Consider the following 15,759-nt stretch of genomic DNA (forward strand, 5'->3'; position numbering starts at 1 on the left):
CCGGAGTGCCACGCCGCCAAAATCGGCATGGCAAGCAAGCAGTCGAAGAAGCGTCAGTGCCTAATTAGCTGTCGGCCTGCTGCTTCATCACGGGGAAGGCGGAAGACGAAGTGGACGCACGGGTACTTGGGCCAATTTCTCTCACCGTCAGAGGCCGGAACGTAATGCCCAGCGCACCCAAGACCAAGCAGGTCCTGGCATTACTGCTACTCAACCGGAACAACCTGGTGTCCATTCCGGCGATCATCGAGGAGTTGTGGGACGACAAACCGCCCGCCAGCGCGATGACCACCCTTCAGACCTACGTCTTCCAGCTGCGGCGCCTACTCGCCGAAGCCATGCCCGACACGTCCCCCAAGGAGATTCTGGGCACTACTCCGAACGGATATGTGCTCCGGATCCCGCCGGACGCTCTCGATCTGCACCGTTACGAGCGCGCACGGGCTGCCGGCCAGCGGCATTTCACCGTCGGCAATCACCCGGCGGCGGCCGACTGTCTGCGAACCGCGCTCGGCGCCTGGCACGGGTCCGCCCTGGCCGACGTGCGGACCGGTCGCCGCTTGGACAGCGAGGTGGCCCGGCTGGACGAGTCACGGCTCACCGCTTACGGAATGTGCCTTGAGGCGGAGCTGGCGAGCGGAGGCCACGCCGCGGTTCTCAGTGAACTGACAGGACTGGTCTCGCAGTATCCCCTGCACGAGCCGTTCCACCGGCAGCTCATGCTCGCTCTGTACCGGTCCGGCCGGCGTCCGGACGCCCTTTCCGTCTTCCATAGGTTGCGCAGCACCCTGGTGGATGAACTCGCACTGGAACCTTCCCGCGACGTGCAGCACCTCCACCAGGCAATTCTTTCGGCCGATCCCCGGCTGGACTGCCCGGGGGGACTCGCCGTGCACTGAGCCCGCCGACGCCTCCGCGTGGCCGCCGCCCGGCGCCCCGGGTCGTCGGTCAGCAGACACACCCAGCCGTCCACCCGCGCAGCACCGACCCCGTCAGATAGGCGGCCTCCGGCGCCGTCATGGTGACGATCCACCAGGCGACGACCCTGACGCCTCGGTGAGGGAGTCCGCCAAGGCGCGGACCGAGGCGAGGTCGGCAAGGTACAGCCGGAGGGACTCGACCCGGGCCGCCGGAACCTGCTGGCGGATGCGGTCCCCGGCCGCCTCGGCCTTCTGCTCGTCACGGCAGGCCAGCAGGACACGGGCGCCGCGTCGAGCCAGTTCGCGCGCGGTCGGCAGGCCGATGCCGCTGTTGGCACCGGTGACGAGTGCGGTGGCCCCGGTGAGGTCGGGTATGGCGGGGGCGCCCACGACTGCTGCCCGCCGGTCGGGGCGCGGCGGCAACGCGATCCGGTCCCGGGACGCCGCCGCGGCCTACGTCCCCGTCGAGAGCGCCGTCGGGGGAGACGTCACGACGGCGCTCGGCGAACCGGCCTGCGGCGAACCGCTGATGACTTCCCGTGGAGTACTGATGCGCCTGGCCCCGCTTCCTGGTGACAGGCCTGCAGACCCGGCCCGAGGTCCGTACGGGCCTCGGGCCGACGGACGTTCCACCGAACCGACAAGATGGGATCACCCGATCATGACACATCGCCTTCCCCCGTCGACCAGGCCCGCCGGACGCAGCGAGAGGGGTGAGCGGCGTGCAGACGCGTGAGCTGGCGATCGCCGGCGCCTTCGAGTTCACCCCCGACGTCTACACCGACCAGCGCGGCCTGTTCGTCGCGCCCTACCAGGAACCGGCGTTCCGCGCGGCAGTGGGGCGGTCCTTCTCCGCCGCCCAGCTCAACTACAGCCGGTCGGCGCGGGGGGTGATCCGCGGCCTGCACTTCACCCGGACGCCTCCCGGGCAGAGCAAGTACGTGTACTGTGCCGGCGGACGCGCGCTGGACATCCTGCTCGACACCCGGGTCGGCTCCCCGACGTTCGGCAAGTGGGACTTCGTCGAGCTGGGGGGCGGGTCCTTCCGGGCCATGTACTTCCCCCTAGGCGTCGCCCACGGCTTCGTGGCGCTGGAGGACGACACCGTGATGGCCTACATGGTCAGCAGCAGCTACGTCGCCGAGCAGGAACTGGCGATTCACCCGCTGGACCCGGAGCTGGCCCTGCCCTGGCCCCAGAACATCACCCCGGTCCTCTCCCCGCGCGACCAGGCGGCGCCGAGCCTCGCTGAGGCCCTCGCGGCGGGCGTGCTGCCGCACTACGAGGACTGCATCGAGGCGGAATAGGACCACCGGTCCCTTGCCACACTCCTGCGGCAGCCAAGGTCGTCGAAGAGGTGCACCGGAGGACGCCGACACACTGTCGGCGTCCTCCGGTTGCGGGCACCGACCGCCCCCTGAGGCGTTCTGCTCACCACTCTCGGCGAGCCTGCGCAGTTCCTCCAACAGGCCTGTCTCGCGCAGCGGGGACAGCGGGATCGTGGCCAGCATCTCGCGGACCGATGCCTCCTCCTGCTTGGCCTCGGACAGCATCTCCGTCTCCGGAGCCAGCTCGGACAGCAGGTACTGGGCGAGCACCTACGGATCCGGGTAATGGGCGGGCCGGATCGATCGCCCCGGTGCCCGCATGCCCGATGACCGCCGCCGCGTGCTACCGCGCCAGCAGCGCGGCATGCCGCTCGGCGGGCATGGCCGCCACCCGGGACGCCAGCGACCGGCCCGGCTCCGCCGCCTCAACCACACGGCCCGAGGCCGGTACCAGCCCCCGGTACATCGGGGGCAGATCCCCGTCGGCGGCGGGCAATCTGAGGTCCATCGACATCGGGATCAGCGCGGTCTGTCGAACCGTCCGGCTGCGTCGAAGAGGTCGAGACCCTGGTCGCGGGTCAGGGCCGGGAGGCCGAGCTGCCGCGCCATACGCCGCAGCTCGGCCTCGCCCAGCGTGCTGGGCGAGGCCATCGCCCGCCCACTGGCCCCAGGCGAGCGACTGGCCCGGGGCAGAACAGCTAGCCTGTAGCAGCCCGCCACTCTCCTCCTTCCCCACGGCAGGCCACCCGAGGTAAGCCCACCGACTGCCCCGGGCACCCCGATGAATGGCGTGCCCCGGCCCGGTCCCTGACAGGAAGACGCGGACAGTGCGGTCCTTCGATATTGGCGAGACAGTCGTGCGGCGCGACGTTCACCGCAGCGGCCGGGTGTGGAGCGAGCAGGCCCTGCGCGTCATTGCTGACACCAGCGAGGCCCTGGTGACCGCCTGCGCGCCCGGAGCCGAAGCACGCTGGCCGGCTCTATACGCCAAGTCCCGTACCGACGGCGACCGTTCCATGCGCACCGAGGCGCTTGAGGCGCTGATCACCGGCGAATGGGAGCTCGCGTCTGGGGCATGGCAGGACACCGAACTGCTGCTGTGGAAGCCGCCTACGGGGTGGTTCAGCATCAACGCCTTCTTCGCCCCCGGCCCCGGCGGGGCGTGGCGGCTGCGGAACTGGTATGTGAACTTCGAGCACCCCACGACGCGAACCGACAGTGGGCTCGACACCTTCGACCTGATAGTGGATCTGGTCATCGACCCCGACCTGAGCACCCTCACTTGGAAGGACGAAGACGAGTACGCCCACGTACGGCGCCTGGGCATCATCACAGACACCGAGCACCAGGCCGTGGACGAAGCCCGTGCGCAGTCCCTCGCGATGCTCGAGGAACGTCGCGGCCCCTTCAAGGACGCTGCCGCGTGGGCCGACTGGCGGTGGGACCCGGCCTGGCCTGCGCCGCGCCTGTGGCAGCCCGTCCAGGGCGCGGAGAGACCGTTGAGTGGTTGAGTGACCGCGGGACGGCTGCATCCAGCAGGATTGGCGGGGCGGGCCGCCGGATACCAGCGGACCGCCCCTTCATCATGCCGAGCAGCCGGACAGCCTGTCGGCCGACGAGTGGAACGCACATGTCTGCGTGGCAGGTGCGTCGTCCCGCCCCCGCGCCCCTCCCGGCAGCGCGGTCTTACAAGGCGGCAGCAGTTGTGGCAGTGGGCCTCAGCTGTTGTACCTGCCGAAGATGCGGGTACTGCATCCCAGGGACGCCACGGCAAACGCGATGACAACTGCCACGCCCAGCAGGACCGGCTGCGATGTGTAGTGCCCGTCGAACAGATCCCGCATCGCGTCGACCGCGTACCGCAGCGGGTTGGCGTTGGTGAGGGCGTGCAGCCAGCCCGGTGCGAAGGTCAGCGGAAGGAGGATGCCGGACAACAGCATCAGCGGCAGCGCGACCCCGTTGAGTACGGGTGCGAAGAGGTACTCGGTGGGGAGCTTGATCGCGAGTGTGTAGGACAGGGAAGCCAGGCTGATGCCGAGGATCAGCATCAGCGCGAGGGCGGCCAGCACGCCGGGCAGTGGCGCACGCAGTCCGAACAGTAGGCCGATCAGCACGATGGCGACGAGCTGAACGAGCAGGATGAGCAGGTCGCGCAGGACGCGGCCGAGCAGGAGGGCGAGTCGGCTGGCCGGGGTGACGCGCAGGCGTTCCAGGTAGCCGGAGCGCATGTCGGGGATGAGGTTGAAGCCGGCGTAACCAGTGGCGAAGAGTCCCAGCTGTACGAGCAGGCCTGGGATGTAGAACTGCCAGGCGTTGGATTCTCCGTCGGGCAGGGCTTTCACGAGCAGGGGGCCGAACAGGAGGAGGTAGACGCAGGGTTGGATCAGCCCGATGGCGATGCCGATCCTGTTGCGCAGGGCGGCGGATGCCTCGTCACGGAAGACGATCATCGCGTCCCGGAAGGTGTGCACGGTGTCTCCTTCAGACGTGGTCGGGAACGGCGCCGCGGTGCCGGCCTTTGTCGGTGATGGTCATGAAGACGTCGTCGAGGGTTGGCTTGAGGACGCGCACGGTCTCGACGCGTACCCTCGCTGTGTCGAGTTCGCGCAGGAGCGTGGTGAGCATCTGGTCGGCCTGTCGGCACATGACCGAGAGAGTGAGGGCGTCGGCCGTCACCTCGTGTACGCCCGGGCAGGTGGAGAGGACCTGTACGGCGCGGTCCGGTGTGCCGGTCACGTCGATCTGGATCGTGTCGTGCGCGATGGATGCCTTGAGCTGTTCGGGGCTGTCCTCGGCAATGATGCGGCCGCGGTCGATGATGAGCACGCGGTCGCACAGACTGTCGGCTTCGTCCAGGTAATGGGTGCTGATGAACACCGTGGTGCCGTGCTCGTCGCGCAGCCGGCGGATGTGGTTCCAGACTACGCCCCGACTGTGGGGGTCGAGGTTGGCGGTGGGTTCGTCCAGGAACAGCACCTGCGGCTGGTGCACCAGGCCCAGCGCCATGTCGATCCTGCGGCGCTGTCCTCCGGAGAGGGTGACCGCCTTCCGGTCGGCGAGATCGGCTATGTCCAGCTGTTCCAGAACGGCGTCCGTCCGGGCCCTGGCTTCGGACTTGCCCATGCCGTACAGGCGGCCCTGCAGAGTGATGTCGTCCCGTACCGCGGAGGTGGGCTTGGCGCCGCCGGCCTGGGACACGTAGCCGATATGGGTGCGGACTTTCCGGGCCTCGCGCAGCAGGTCGCATCCGGCGATGACGGCGGTGCCGTCGCTGGGCTTCAGCAGCGTGGTCAGCATCCGCATCGTGGTTGTCTTCCCGGCTCCGTTGGGTCCCAGGAAGCCGACGATCTCCCCTGCGGCCACGTCGAAGTCGACGTCGACCACCGCGTGTACGGGTCCTTGCTTGGTGGCGAATGTCTTGGCCAGTCCCCTGGCCTGGATCATGGTCATAAACCGTCCTTGGTGAACGTCGGATGCAAGTGGGCGTGGGGCGGCGGCGTCATGAGGGCCAGGACAGAGTGCCGTCGTGCATCTCCTCGACGATGCGGCGGCACCAGTCACGTTCCGCTTCGGCCATCGCAGCTGCGTAGTCCGCTTCGAGGACGAACAGGCGGGGCACTTGCTTGTCCAACACCTCGGCCTGCGCCTGGCGGATCTGGTCGATCTGCTCGTCGAGCACGATGATCCGCTGCTCGAGTGCCTGCGCGGCGCGCTCGGGTCCCAGTGCGCCGAGATAGCTGACGGCAGCCAGGAAGCTCGGATACTCCTTTACCGGGACACACACAAGTTCCTCGAGCCACAGCACGAACTCCTGCCGCCCCAGTTCGGTCTGCGTGTACACCGTGCGTTCCGGCCGTCGGCCCGCACGTTCGGTGGTTTGAGCAGCAATCCAGCCCGCCCGGTGCAGTGCCTCGACGACGTCGTACAGCGAGCCTGTCCTGATCTTGAAGCTCGCATCCTTGTTGCGCTCCCGCAGCGTCACGGCCATCTCGTACGGATGCATGGGCTGTTCGATCAACAGACCGAGCACCGCCAGCCCCAGCAGATTGGAAACCGGCCTCCTGCGCTTCGCCATCACACACCCTGTCCAGATAGTCGGTACCGACTAATCATAGCCGACCATTGTCCTGTGCTCGTCATCAGCGGAGGTAATACGGCGCAAATAAGCGGCAGTCGGCCCGGAGCTCGATGCCTGCACCTCATGCGGCGGCCCTGCGTACATGACCCGCCCACCCTGCTCACCAGCTCCGGGGCCCAGATCCACGATCCAGTCGGCGGCCGCTGCCACATGGAGATCGTGGTCAGCCAGGACCACGGTGCTGCCCCCGGCGACCAGGCCGTCGAACGCATCGACGAGCACTTGCACGTCAGCCGGGTGCAACCCGGTGAACGGCTCATCGAGCACGGCCAGGCCGGGGCGCCGACCGCTCCTGCCGAGCGCCGCCGCGAGCTTCAGACGCTGCGCCTCGCCGCCCGAAAGCACCGTCGCGCTCTGCCCCAGCCGCAGATATCCCAGACCGACCCGCCGAAGAGCCCCGAGCACCGACCGCAGTCCGGCCGTGTCGAAGAACTCCGTGGCTTCGTCAACGGTGAGCTCGAGAACCTCGTCGACGGCAAGCCCGCGGAAGGTGACGCCGAGCACTTCAGGCAGGAAGCGCCGCCCTTCACACGCCTCGCACGTCACCCACACGTCGGGCAGGAAGTGCATGTCCACCTGCCGCACCCCGTAGCCGGTGCAGGCTTCACAACGGCCTCCGGCCGAGTTGAACGAGAAGGCGGAAGCCGAAAGCCCGCGGCGGCGCGCATCATCGGTGGCTGCGAACAGACTCCGGATCATGTTGAACGCCTTGGTGTAGGTAGCGGGGTTGGAGCGTGGGGTACGGCCGATGGGTTCCTGATCCACCACGGTCACCCAGTGCAGGTCGCCGTCCCAGGACACCCCACCGATGCCGGGCGCAGCCTCGCCTTCGAGCCGTGCCTGAACGGCGCGGGCAAGCCCGTCGATGAGCAGACTGCTCTTCCCGCTGCCGCTCACGCCCGTGAAGCAGGTCATCGAGGCCAGAGGAACCCTGACGCGATCCGCGCGGACCGTCTTCACCGACACATCCGTCAGTGTGAGATTCCGGTCCGGCCGAACGGGGCGGGAGACCCGCCGGACACGGTCGCCCCGTCCGGCGAGATAGCTCCCGGTCAAGGACTCGGGAACTTCGGCCACCGCGTGCGGCGGGCCCTCGGCCACCAGGATGCCGCCGGCCCGGCCGGCTCGTGGACCGATGTCCACCACCCAGTCCGCGCGCCGGATCAGATCCGGATCGTGCTCGATCATCAGGATCGTGTTCCCTGCGGCACGCAGCTCGTCGAGGAGCTGCGCTAACTGCTCCTTGTCCGCCGGGTGCAGTCCTGCCGAGGGCTCATCGAGAACGAATGCGACGCCGGAAAGTTCGGTGCACAGCTGTGCGGCCACTCTGGCACGCTGCAGTTCCCCGCCGGAGAGCGTGGGAGCGCTGCGGGAAAGCCCGATGTGGCCGAGCCCCAGCTGCCGCAGCAGCCGAAGCCGCGCGAGAAGCCCTGGGAGGACGGCCTGGGCGGCCTCACGCTGGGCCGCGCCGAGTGTGGACTCGAGCCGCTCGGCCCACGCGAGGGCTTCCGTGACGGGGTGGGCGAGCACTTCGCTGAGGCGTCGTCCCGCCAGCGTGATGGTACGGGCTATCCGGCCGAGTCCGGTTCCCTGGCACTCCAAGCACGGCTCGTTCCGGATGAAGGGGGCGTACCGCTGCTTCGCGGCTGGTGTGGCAGCGCCCGCGTACAGCCGTTCCACCTCGGCGATGGCTCCCGGCCAGGGCCGGCGGTTGCGAACACTGATCGCAGTACCGCTCTTCTTCATGGTGGCTTCGTAGGCGCTGTCCACGGGCTCGTCGCCGGTGCCGTGCAGGACCACGTGCCGGAAGGCGTCGGGGAGTTCTACCCAGGGCCGGTCGAGGGCCGCATCGAACCGGCTCGCCAGTACGGACAGCACTGCCCGGTCCGGCTCGCGAGCCTCGATGAACCATGCGGAGGCGCCCTCGAGCAGCGGCAGTGCGGGGTGAGTGATCAGGAGGTCCGCTTCCGCCTTGGCCCCGCCACCGCTGCCACCGCACGAGGAACAACAGCCTTCCGGAGTCCTGGGGTTGAACTGGGCTGGTTTGAGGACGCTGCCGAGCAAGGGGTCCCAGTTCTGGCCGAGCGGTGGGAGCCGCGCGAAGAGCAGCCCCAAGTAGTCGTCGAGCGCGGTGATGGTGGCCACGGTGGATTGCGGGCTGCGGTTGGGAGACCTCTGGTCGACGGCCAGTGTGGGGGGCAGTTCGTCGACACGGTCCACCTGGGGGCGGTCGCGCGGGGTCATGAACTGGCGGACGAACGGACTCATTCCCTCCAGGTAGCGCAGCTGAGCCTCGGCGTGAATCGTGTCGATCAGCAGCGACGTCTTGCCGCTGCCGCTCACGCCGGTGAAGGCGACAACTAAGCCTTTGGGCACGGCCACTGACACGTTCTGCAGATTGTGCGTACGTGCCCCTACCACTCGGATCGCGTGGCTCTCGGAAGTCATAGTTACTCCTCGCCGTATAGTCGCTTTCGACTATACGGCGGCGGCTAATCATCCCTCAAGGCAGGTTCGGCGGGCCGAACCAGCGGGCCAGGGCGGCGTGCATCTCGTCAGGGGTGGTTTCCGGCATCGCCGCCCATGCGATGTAGCCGTCAGGCCGGACGACCAGGGCGTCCGCGGCCGGTTCTCCAAGAGCCCGACCGGTGACGGTGTCGATCCGGCCGGCCCACGGCGCGGCGGCGCGCACCAAGTCGGCACGCTCCGTGCGCACCAGGGCGAGCAGCCGGGCTCCGTGTAGGAAGCTGGCCATCGGGACACCGGGTCCGGCGCTCCCCGTGATCGTCAACTGGCCCGCGAAAGCCCCTGCCTGGGGATGCTGGAGGTCCGCCGGTCCGGTCGGAAGTCCGGGACAGCGCACGGACACTCCGCTGATCATCCCTGCGAAGAAACTGTTGACGTCGTCGAATGAGAGTAGTTCAGTCATGAGGGTGCGCAGCGGAGTGGTGTGCTGCTCGTCCGGGCGCATCAGCGCGAGCTGAGCACGGGTGTTGAGCAGCACTCGCTGGCCGACTGGATGCCGCTCAGCGTGGTAGGTATCGAGCAGTTCCTCGGAGCCCCAGCCGCCGATCCGCGCCGCGAGCTTCCAACCCAGGTTGACCGCGTCCTGAAGCCCGGTGTTGAGTCCCTGGCCCCCGATGGGAAAGTGCACATGCGCGGCGTCACCGGCCAGGAGGATGCGCCCGCTGCGGTACCGCTCGGCCTGTCGGCTGGCGTCACCGAACCGGGACAGCCATTGCACCGGCTCCGTCAGGGTCAGCGGTTCGCCCCGCACACGTTCCGCGGCGGCCCTGAGTTCGTCGAGCTCCACCGGCGGGTTACCGGGCGGCGGCGTACGCCCGTATTCGATGGCGACGACACGGCCCATCCCTCCTTCCGGCGGGAAGGCCAGTACCAGGATCCCGTTAGCGGTCCGTTCCCACCGCCGGGGCACATCCCGCTCGGGGGTGGTCACATATCCGATGACCGCGCTAAGCGTGGCCTCGGTGCCCGGGAACCCGATCCCTGCGAGCCGCCGTACGGTACTGCGTCCGCCGTCGCACCCGACTGCGTACCGGGCCCGTACCCGGTATGTGCCCGCCGGGCTGGAGACGGTGACCTGCACTCCGTCCTCGTCCTGGTGCAGGCCGACGACCTCGTGGCAACGACGGATCTCCGCGCCCAACTCCTGTGCGTGCTCGGCCAGCAGCGCCTCTGTGCGTGACTGGGGAACCAGTGCGCTGTAGGGGTGCCGTGTGTCCAGCAGTGCGAAGTCCAGCCCGCGGTCGAACATTCCGGCGAACGGCAGGCCCTTCGCCAGCTGAGTACCGTCCAGGAACCGCTCGAGGAGTCCCCGGATGTCTAGCATTTCCAACGTGCGTATGTGCAGCGCGCCCGCCCGGTCGTGGCCGGCGGGCTCGGCGAGCCGTTCCAGGACCAGGGTCCGGGCTCCGCCCGCGCGCAGTTCGGCGGCCAGCATCAGACCGACAGGGCCGCCGCCCACCACCACAACGTCTGTTTCCATGTATTCCTCCCGGGCGTTGGTCACTTCTTTGCTGCTCCCCGTCCCGTGGCCCGGTGTCGGATCAGCTCCTCGAAGCCGGCGCCGACTTGCGCGGGCGTCGGCCGGTCCAGCATCCGGACGCACAGCGCTGCCGCCGCTTCCGCCCATCGCTGCTCATCGAGCAGGAGCCGCACCGCCTGCTCGACGGTCGCGGCATCTGCCTGCCGGGCGCTCAGGTGCATGCCGGCGCCTGTGCTGGCCAGCCGCTCGCCGTTGAAGGCCCTTTCGAAGGTGTCGCTGACCGCCAGTTGCGGGATGCCCCTCGCGACGGCGTCGAGCATCGTGTTGGCTCCGCCGTGGTGCAGCACGGCCGCGCAGGCGGGCAGCACCGCATGGAGCGGTGCACCGATGACGGGGCGCACCGTATCGGGAAGTCGAGGCAGCCGCTCGAGGTCCTTGGGCGGTACGACGAGCAGCACCTCCCTGCCAAGGCCGGAGAGCCGGTGCAGCATCTGGACGAAAGGATGGGCGGTTGGCATGGCGTCCGCGGACGTGCCCCACGTGACGCAGATCCGGTCCTGGGGCGAGGCATCCGTTAGCCAGATGGGCACGACGCCCGGGCGGTCCACAGGCACGTACCGGATGGGCATGGGGGTACCGGGTCCGAGGCGCTGCATCTCGGGGGGGCAGGGATCGATGACGAAGTTACCCGGCACCTCCGTGCCGGTGGCGCCGTGCCGGGTGAACTCGTCGGCCAGCAGCTCGTGGACATTGCGGCGCAGCCACTGGCCTGGTGAAGTGGCGAACAGATCGGGTCCCCACAGGTGACGCAGCGTGGGCACGGGCCGGGTCGCGGCAACCACCTCGGCGGCGAAGGCAACCGGCTCGTACACCATGGCATGCGGCTGCCATCCGTCCACGACGGCCATCAGGCCGTCGAGCATGTCCAAGCTGTTCCGCGCGAACATCCCGGCCACGGTGTCCCTCCCATGACCTTGGCCGCCGGGTGTTTCCATCTGGCTGCGGCGATGGCGCTGCGCGAACTCACCGTCGCCGCCCACCACAGTGACGGCGAGTCCCGTCGCGAGCGCGCCCGGCGCCGAGTCGGCGTCGCATGCCACGCGCACCTCGTGTCCGGCCGTGCGCAGAGCCCAGGCGAGCGGAACCATCGGGATCAGGTGAGAACTCGAGACGGAACAGACGAACAGGACGCGCATGAAGTCCTCTGGGCTGGTGCGTCGGATGTGGTCACTGGACTGCTGTGCCGGCCGTCGGCCGGCGCGGCGACGAGGCGGCACAGAACGCGCCGACCGTAGATGCGCTTTCTCGAGGGCGGGGCGAGGCACGCTCGTTGCTCGTGTCGAGTGGTCTTCGAGTCCGGCCCGACCGGCGGTGACCAGCCTCGGGCACAGTCGTCCGGCGTCGCATCCGACGCATCAGCCCAGAGGACTTCATGCGCGTCCTGTTCTGCACCACCCCCATGCTCGGGCACTTCAACCCCATGGTTCCGCTCGCCTGGGCCATGCGCGCGGCTGGCCATGAGGTCATGGTTTCGACCGCCGACGGTTTCACCGCACAGGTCTGCGAGCGCGGGCTGCCCGTGATGCCGCTTCCCGCGGTGGACCCCCGAGAGGTGATGGCACGCGATCGGCAGGGCAGGCCCGTGCCCTATCCCAGTGGCTCGGCGGGGCGAGTGCTGCGCAGCGGTCGGGGCTGGGCCCGGCTGGGAGCCCGCCTCCTGGCGGACACGCTCACTGTCATGTCCCGGTGGCGGCCGGACCTCGTCGTGGTGGATCCGGTCGAGTACGCGGGACGGCTCGCGGCTGCGCGCCTGGGACTTCCCTGGGTCGAGCATGGTTGGGGTATCTGGCCCAACCCTCGTTTCGCCGTGGGCGCCGAGAAGGAACTCGCGCCTGAGCTGGAGCAGTTGGGACTGGCTGGGCTCCCGGACCCAGCCTGCAGGCTGGACCCTTGCTCGCCGAGTCTCCAGCGACGGGGTGTCGCGGCCGCTCCCATGCGGTACGTGCCGGTCACCGGACCTGCAACACTGCCGGGATGGCTGGACGACCCGCGACGCAGGCCCCTGGTGTGCGTCACGTTCGGGAGTGTTCTGCCGAAACTCAACGCCGACGGCGTTCTCGGCCTGACGTCCCGGCTCATGCGAACGCTTGTCGGTCTGGGCGTCGACGTGGCGGTCGCAACGGACCCAGCAGCAGCGGAACCGTTGCACCCACTCCCTGCGGGAGTGCTGGCGGCCGGCTGGCTGCCACTGGACCACGTGCTGCCGCAGTGCGCGGTACTGGTTCACTACGGAGCGTCCGGCACCACCATGACGGCGATGGCGGCCGGGGTGCCCCAGGTGGTAGTGACCATGCCGGTGGCCGATGCTCCGGACAATGCGGAACGGATCGCCGCGGCGGGGCTGGGCATCTGCCTGCCCTCGTCGGCACTGGACGCCGACGCCGTCGCGGACGCCTGCCACACCCTGCTGCGGGACGGCTCCTGGCGCAGCCGGGCCGCAGAGGTGGCAGCCGAGCAGTTGGACCGGCCGTACCCGTACGAGGTCGCCGAACAACTGGCCGCCGCCCTGGGCTGACCCGGCACTCCGGCTCTGCCCCTGCCGTGCAGCGGTTCGACGGACTGACCGGCCGGAGGGCTGACTGCGCCCGCGTCGGCTGATCGGGCCTCACAAGCTTCGGGCACCTGTACGGGCCGACGGCTGTTGCCCGCTGCCGCAAGGGCTGGGAACGAGCCGAACTTGGGCGTGCAGTCTCCTCACACCGGCCGTGCCGCGGATGGCGCCAGCTCCACCAGCTCTGCGGCCACCCGTGCGGGCGTCGGCTGCGCGAGCATCTCGGCCCGCAGTCGGTCTGCTGCCTCGGTCATGTCCCGGTCGTCGAGCAGCCGCATGACGGAGGCCCGGATGGCGTCCTCGTCCGCCGCGTCGCCGGGCATGTGGATACCTGCGCCAGCCCGGGCAAAGGCGGCCGAGATGTTGTCCTGGTCCGCCATGTGTGTGAGTGCGAGCTGCGGCAGTCCGTAACGGATCGCGTTGAACACAGTGCCGGAGCCACCCTGGTGCACGATGGCGTCGCAGCTCTCGAGAAGCAGGTGCAGCGGCGGTGAGTCGAGAACCTGAACGTTACTGGGAAGGTGCCCGAGGCCACCTCGCTCGGAGGCGTCGATGGCGACCACGAAATCGGCGTCCAGTCCGTTCACCGCCCGCACGATCCTGGGTAGCAGAAAGGCGCGTTCGCCCATGATCCGGGAGATGGAACGGCCCCACGTGAGGCAGATTCGGGGGCGGTCTCCGGCCTGACGGCGCGGCAAGGTGTCCGGGACCCGTCCGGCCCCGTTGTACGGCACGTATTGCATCGGCATCTTGGCGGGGGACGCGGGAGGCTGCATGCTGGGGGGACAAGGATCCACGGTTCGAATCGCCGGGTCACCGTGGATGTCCAGGCCGTAGCGCTCATAAGGCTCGTGGAACCCTGGCAGTGCGGCCAGCACACGTTCCCCGTCCACCGAACCGAGAAGGTCCCAGCCCCACAGGTGGCGAATGCCCGGCACGCCCAGCAGCTGCGCGGCGACGAGACCGGACGGACTCATGGTGTCGGCCACCACGAGATCCGGCCGCCAGGCACGGGCGAGATTCACCACCGCGTCGAGGTTGGACAGCGTCGCCTCCCGCCAGGAGTCGAACACCGCACTCCCGCCCTCCATCCCCGGATCGGCAGGCGCTTCACGCGCCTGGAGTTCTTCCGACAGCGTGCGTCGCCGGATCTCGACCAGATCCACATCACCGCCGACAGCCACCGTAGGGAGACCCGAACGGGTGATGAGGTCGCTCATGGACTGCTGGGCGGCGACCAGCACATCGTGCCCGGCGGCACGGAGGGCCACCGCCAGTGGCTGCATGACGAAATAGTGGGTCGGCCACGGCGAAGTGACCACCAGAACTCGCACGGTCTCTTTCTCCTTGTGCGTCGTTGACTGAGCCGAGGAACAGCGACTGTGGCCGTCACCGGCCGTACTGGCCCGGCCTCACGGGGCCGACCGTGGACTCGCAGTGATGAGTCATGACGGCACACCGTCCGCCACCGCTTCGAGTTCTGCCACCACGGCTGCCGGCGAGGGCTGGGTGCGGATGCCCTCCGCCAGCGTCCTGGCTGCCGACTGGTAACCCGGGAAGCCCAGGATCTCGGCCATCTCGCTCCGCAGCATCCCTACGCCGTCCACGTCTTCCGGCACCTCGCTGGTCAGGAAGTGCCGGGCGGCGCCCACGGCGGCCAGGCGGGTTCCGTTGACCGTCGGTTCGGGCCGGGCGGTGATCACCAGCTGGGGCACCCCGGCGACTGCGGCGGTCATGCTCGTGCCAGCGCCGCCGTGGTGGACGACGAGGTCGCATCCGGACAGGAACAGGTGCAGTGGCAGCCCGGTGGCGACCCGCACGCGCTCGTGTCCGAGGACGGGCTGCAGACTTCCGGCGGTCTGTTCGGTCACCGCGACCACCACCTCGTCCGCGATGCTGGTGGCCGCCTGCACGCACTGGCTGATCAGCCCTGCCACGGCATTCCCCCGCAGCGCCGTGGATGTGGCACCCCAGGTGACACAAACCCGGGTTCCGCGCCGGGGGGCGAGCGGCCAATCCGGCAGGCTGCCTGGGCCGTTGTAGGGGACATACCGCATCTGACGGCAGGTGGAGCCGATCGGGTAGCGGGTCCCAGGCGCGCAGGGATCGATCCAGGCCGTGGGTTCTGCACGCAACGGTGCACCGACGCGTTCGTGGAGTGCAGCGTATTCCGGCAGCGGTTCTGACCCGAGTCGGCGCATCTGGATTCGCTGGGGTCCCGGAGTGCCCCACAGATGACTGACGTTGGGGACGCCGAGAGCCGCCGCAACCACGGGCCCGGCGAGCGTGACAGCGTCATGGACGACCAGGTCGGGGCGCCAGGACCGCGCGAAATCCAGCAGGTCGTCGCACATGGCGGATGCCATGACCGTCTGCATCCGGCCCAGGCTCTCGATCATCGCGAAGTGGTCGTCGCCGAGCCGTTCGGGATGCATCGGCCAGTCCTGGGGCCAGCGCTGCTGGACGTGCCAGGCGGCCCTGCTGCGGTCGTTGGACAGACCGGCGAGGTCGACGTCCCGCCCCACCGATACGGCAGGCAGGCCCGAGGCAGCGATGACGGGGGCCAGACCCGGGGTACTGGCGACCCGCACCTCGTGTCCCGCGGCGATGCACGCCTGTTCGAGCGGGATCATCGGGAAGTGGTGCGAATGCCAGGGAAAAGTGGTGAACAGAATGCGCATCAGCACCGCTCCTCTTCGGTCGGCTGTGGGTTGGTGTCTCTGGAGCGGCCATCGGCGCCGGGTGTGCCGGGCACG

At 69.1% G+C, this 15,759-nt stretch carries 14 protein-coding genes and 1 pseudogene; 4 read left to right on the forward strand and 11 right to left on the reverse strand.

All coding sequences use genetic code 11. The features are described from left to right. The first annotated feature begins 164 nt into the window (after positions 1–164). Positions 165–899 carry an AfsR/SARP family transcriptional regulator gene (locus OHS70_RS38690; protein ID WP_328406294.1) on the forward strand — a complete coding sequence of 245 codons (735 nt, stop codon included), beginning with the start codon at positions 165–167 and terminating at the stop codon, positions 897–899. Between the two features lie 156 nt (positions 900–1,055). Here OHS70_RS38690 and OHS70_RS38695 read toward each other — a convergent pair. Continuing rightward, positions 1,056–1,310 (reverse strand): annotated as a pseudogene (locus OHS70_RS38695) (SDR family NAD(P)-dependent oxidoreductase); the annotation flags it as partial. 332 nt (positions 1,311–1,642) lie between these two features. Here OHS70_RS38695 and OHS70_RS38700 point away from each other — a divergent pair. Then, positions 1,643–2,227, forward strand: coding sequence for a dTDP-4-dehydrorhamnose 3,5-epimerase family protein (locus tag OHS70_RS38700; protein ID WP_328406296.1), 585 nt, complete (start codon positions 1,643–1,645; stop codon positions 2,225–2,227). A 364-nt stretch (positions 2,228–2,591) separates the two neighbouring features. Here OHS70_RS38700 and OHS70_RS38705 read toward each other — a convergent pair whose 3' ends face one another. After that, positions 2,592–2,756, reverse strand: a complete 165-nt coding sequence (locus OHS70_RS38705; protein WP_328406298.1) for a hypothetical protein — start codon at positions 2,754–2,756, stop codon at positions 2,592–2,594. An 11-nt stretch (positions 2,757–2,767) separates the two neighbouring features. Further along, positions 2,768–2,899 carry a hypothetical protein gene (locus tag OHS70_RS38710; protein ID WP_328406300.1) on the reverse strand — a complete coding sequence of 44 codons (132 nt, stop codon included), beginning with the start codon at positions 2,897–2,899 and terminating at the stop codon, positions 2,768–2,770. Between the two features lie 206 nt (positions 2,900–3,105). Here OHS70_RS38710 and OHS70_RS38715 point away from each other — a divergent pair, with 206 nt between their 5' ends. After that, complete coding sequence (locus OHS70_RS38715) at positions 3,106–3,759, forward strand: DUF402 domain-containing protein (RefSeq protein WP_328406302.1); 654 nt, start codon at positions 3,106–3,108, stop codon at positions 3,757–3,759. Positions 3,760–3,966: 207 nt separating this feature from the next. On the opposite strand, the gene OHS70_RS38720 is transcribed toward OHS70_RS38715, so the two are convergent. Genes OHS70_RS38720 through OHS70_RS38745 form a run of 6 tightly spaced genes read right to left on the reverse strand, consistent with a single transcriptional unit; the run spans position 3,967 to position 11,588 of the window. Continuing rightward, on the reverse strand, positions 3,967–4,719 hold the full coding sequence (locus OHS70_RS38720) for an ABC transporter permease (protein ID WP_328406304.1): 753 nt from the start codon (positions 4,717–4,719) through the stop codon (positions 3,967–3,969). Positions 4,720–4,729: 10 nt separating this feature from the next. Beyond that, entirely contained in the window at positions 4,730–5,698 is a 969-nt protein-coding gene (locus OHS70_RS38725; RefSeq protein ID WP_328406306.1) for an ATP-binding cassette domain-containing protein, read from the reverse strand. A 49-nt stretch (positions 5,699–5,747) separates the two neighbouring features. Then, the gene (locus tag OHS70_RS38730; protein WP_328406308.1) at positions 5,748–6,323 is read right to left on the reverse strand and encodes a PadR family transcriptional regulator; all 576 of its coding nucleotides are present in this window, start codon (positions 6,321–6,323) and stop codon (positions 5,748–5,750) included. Between the two features lie 30 nt (positions 6,324–6,353). Beyond that, positions 6,354–8,834, reverse strand: coding sequence for an excinuclease ABC subunit UvrA (locus OHS70_RS38735; protein WP_328406310.1), 2,481 nt, complete (start codon positions 8,832–8,834; stop codon positions 6,354–6,356). Positions 8,835–8,889: 55 nt separating this feature from the next. Next, positions 8,890–10,392 carry an FAD-dependent monooxygenase gene (locus tag OHS70_RS38740; RefSeq protein WP_328406311.1) on the reverse strand — a complete coding sequence of 501 codons (1,503 nt, stop codon included), beginning with the start codon at positions 10,390–10,392 and terminating at the stop codon, positions 8,890–8,892. Positions 10,393–10,412: 20 nt separating this feature from the next. Continuing rightward, a complete protein-coding gene (locus tag OHS70_RS38745) occupies positions 10,413–11,588 on the reverse strand; it encodes a nucleotide disphospho-sugar-binding domain-containing protein (RefSeq protein WP_328406313.1) in 1,176 nt (391 codons plus the stop codon). A gap of 236 nt (positions 11,589–11,824) precedes the next feature. Between OHS70_RS38745 and OHS70_RS38750 the strand changes: the two genes are divergently transcribed. Continuing rightward, entirely contained in the window at positions 11,825–12,967 is a 1,143-nt protein-coding gene (locus OHS70_RS38750; protein WP_328406315.1) for a glycosyltransferase, read from the forward strand. Between the two features lie 179 nt (positions 12,968–13,146). On the opposite strand, the gene OHS70_RS38755 is transcribed toward OHS70_RS38750, so the two are convergent. Both OHS70_RS38755 and OHS70_RS38760 read right to left on the reverse strand, forming a co-directional pair. Further along, positions 13,147–14,337, reverse strand: a complete 1,191-nt coding sequence (locus OHS70_RS38755) for a nucleotide disphospho-sugar-binding domain-containing protein (RefSeq protein ID WP_328406317.1) — start codon at positions 14,335–14,337, stop codon at positions 13,147–13,149. Between the two features lie 111 nt (positions 14,338–14,448). After that, positions 14,449–15,684, reverse strand: coding sequence for a nucleotide disphospho-sugar-binding domain-containing protein (locus tag OHS70_RS38760; protein ID WP_328406319.1), 1,236 nt, complete (start codon positions 15,682–15,684; stop codon positions 14,449–14,451). Positions 15,685–15,759 lie beyond the last annotated feature (75 nt).

The sequence above is a fragment of the Streptomyces sp. NBC_00390 genome (genome assembly GCF_036057275.1).
Taxonomy (GTDB): domain Bacteria; phylum Actinomycetota; class Actinomycetes; order Streptomycetales; family Streptomycetaceae; genus Streptomyces.

Coding starts and splice junctions, on each gene's coding strand:
- OHS70_RS38690 (WP_328406294.1), top strand. CDS start 165: ATGCCCAGCGCACCCAAGACCAAGCAGGTCCTGGCATTACTGCTACTC.
- OHS70_RS38705 (WP_328406298.1), bottom strand. CDS start 2,756: ATGGACCTCAGATTGCCCGCCGCCGACGGGGATCTGCCCCCGATGTAC.
- OHS70_RS38710 (WP_328406300.1), bottom strand. CDS start 2,899: ATGGCCTCGCCCAGCACGCTGGGCGAGGCCGAGCTGCGGCGTATGGCG.
- OHS70_RS38725 (WP_328406306.1), bottom strand. CDS start 5,698: ATGACCATGATCCAGGCCAGGGGACTGGCCAAGACATTCGCCACCAAG.
- OHS70_RS38730 (WP_328406308.1), bottom strand. CDS start 6,323: ATGGCGAAGCGCAGGAGGCCGGTTTCCAATCTGCTGGGGCTGGCGGTG.
- OHS70_RS38735 (WP_328406310.1), bottom strand. CDS start 8,834: ATGACTTCCGAGAGCCACGCGATCCGAGTGGTAGGGGCACGTACGCAC.
- OHS70_RS38740 (WP_328406311.1), bottom strand. CDS start 10,392: ATGGAAACAGACGTTGTGGTGGTGGGCGGCGGCCCTGTCGGTCTGATG.
- OHS70_RS38745 (WP_328406313.1), bottom strand. CDS start 11,588: ATGCGCGTCCTGTTCGTCTGTTCCGTCTCGAGTTCTCACCTGATCCCG.
- OHS70_RS38750 (WP_328406315.1), top strand. CDS start 11,825: ATGCGCGTCCTGTTCTGCACCACCCCCATGCTCGGGCACTTCAACCCC.
- OHS70_RS38760 (WP_328406319.1), bottom strand. CDS start 15,684: ATGCGCATTCTGTTCACCACTTTTCCCTGGCATTCGCACCACTTCCCG.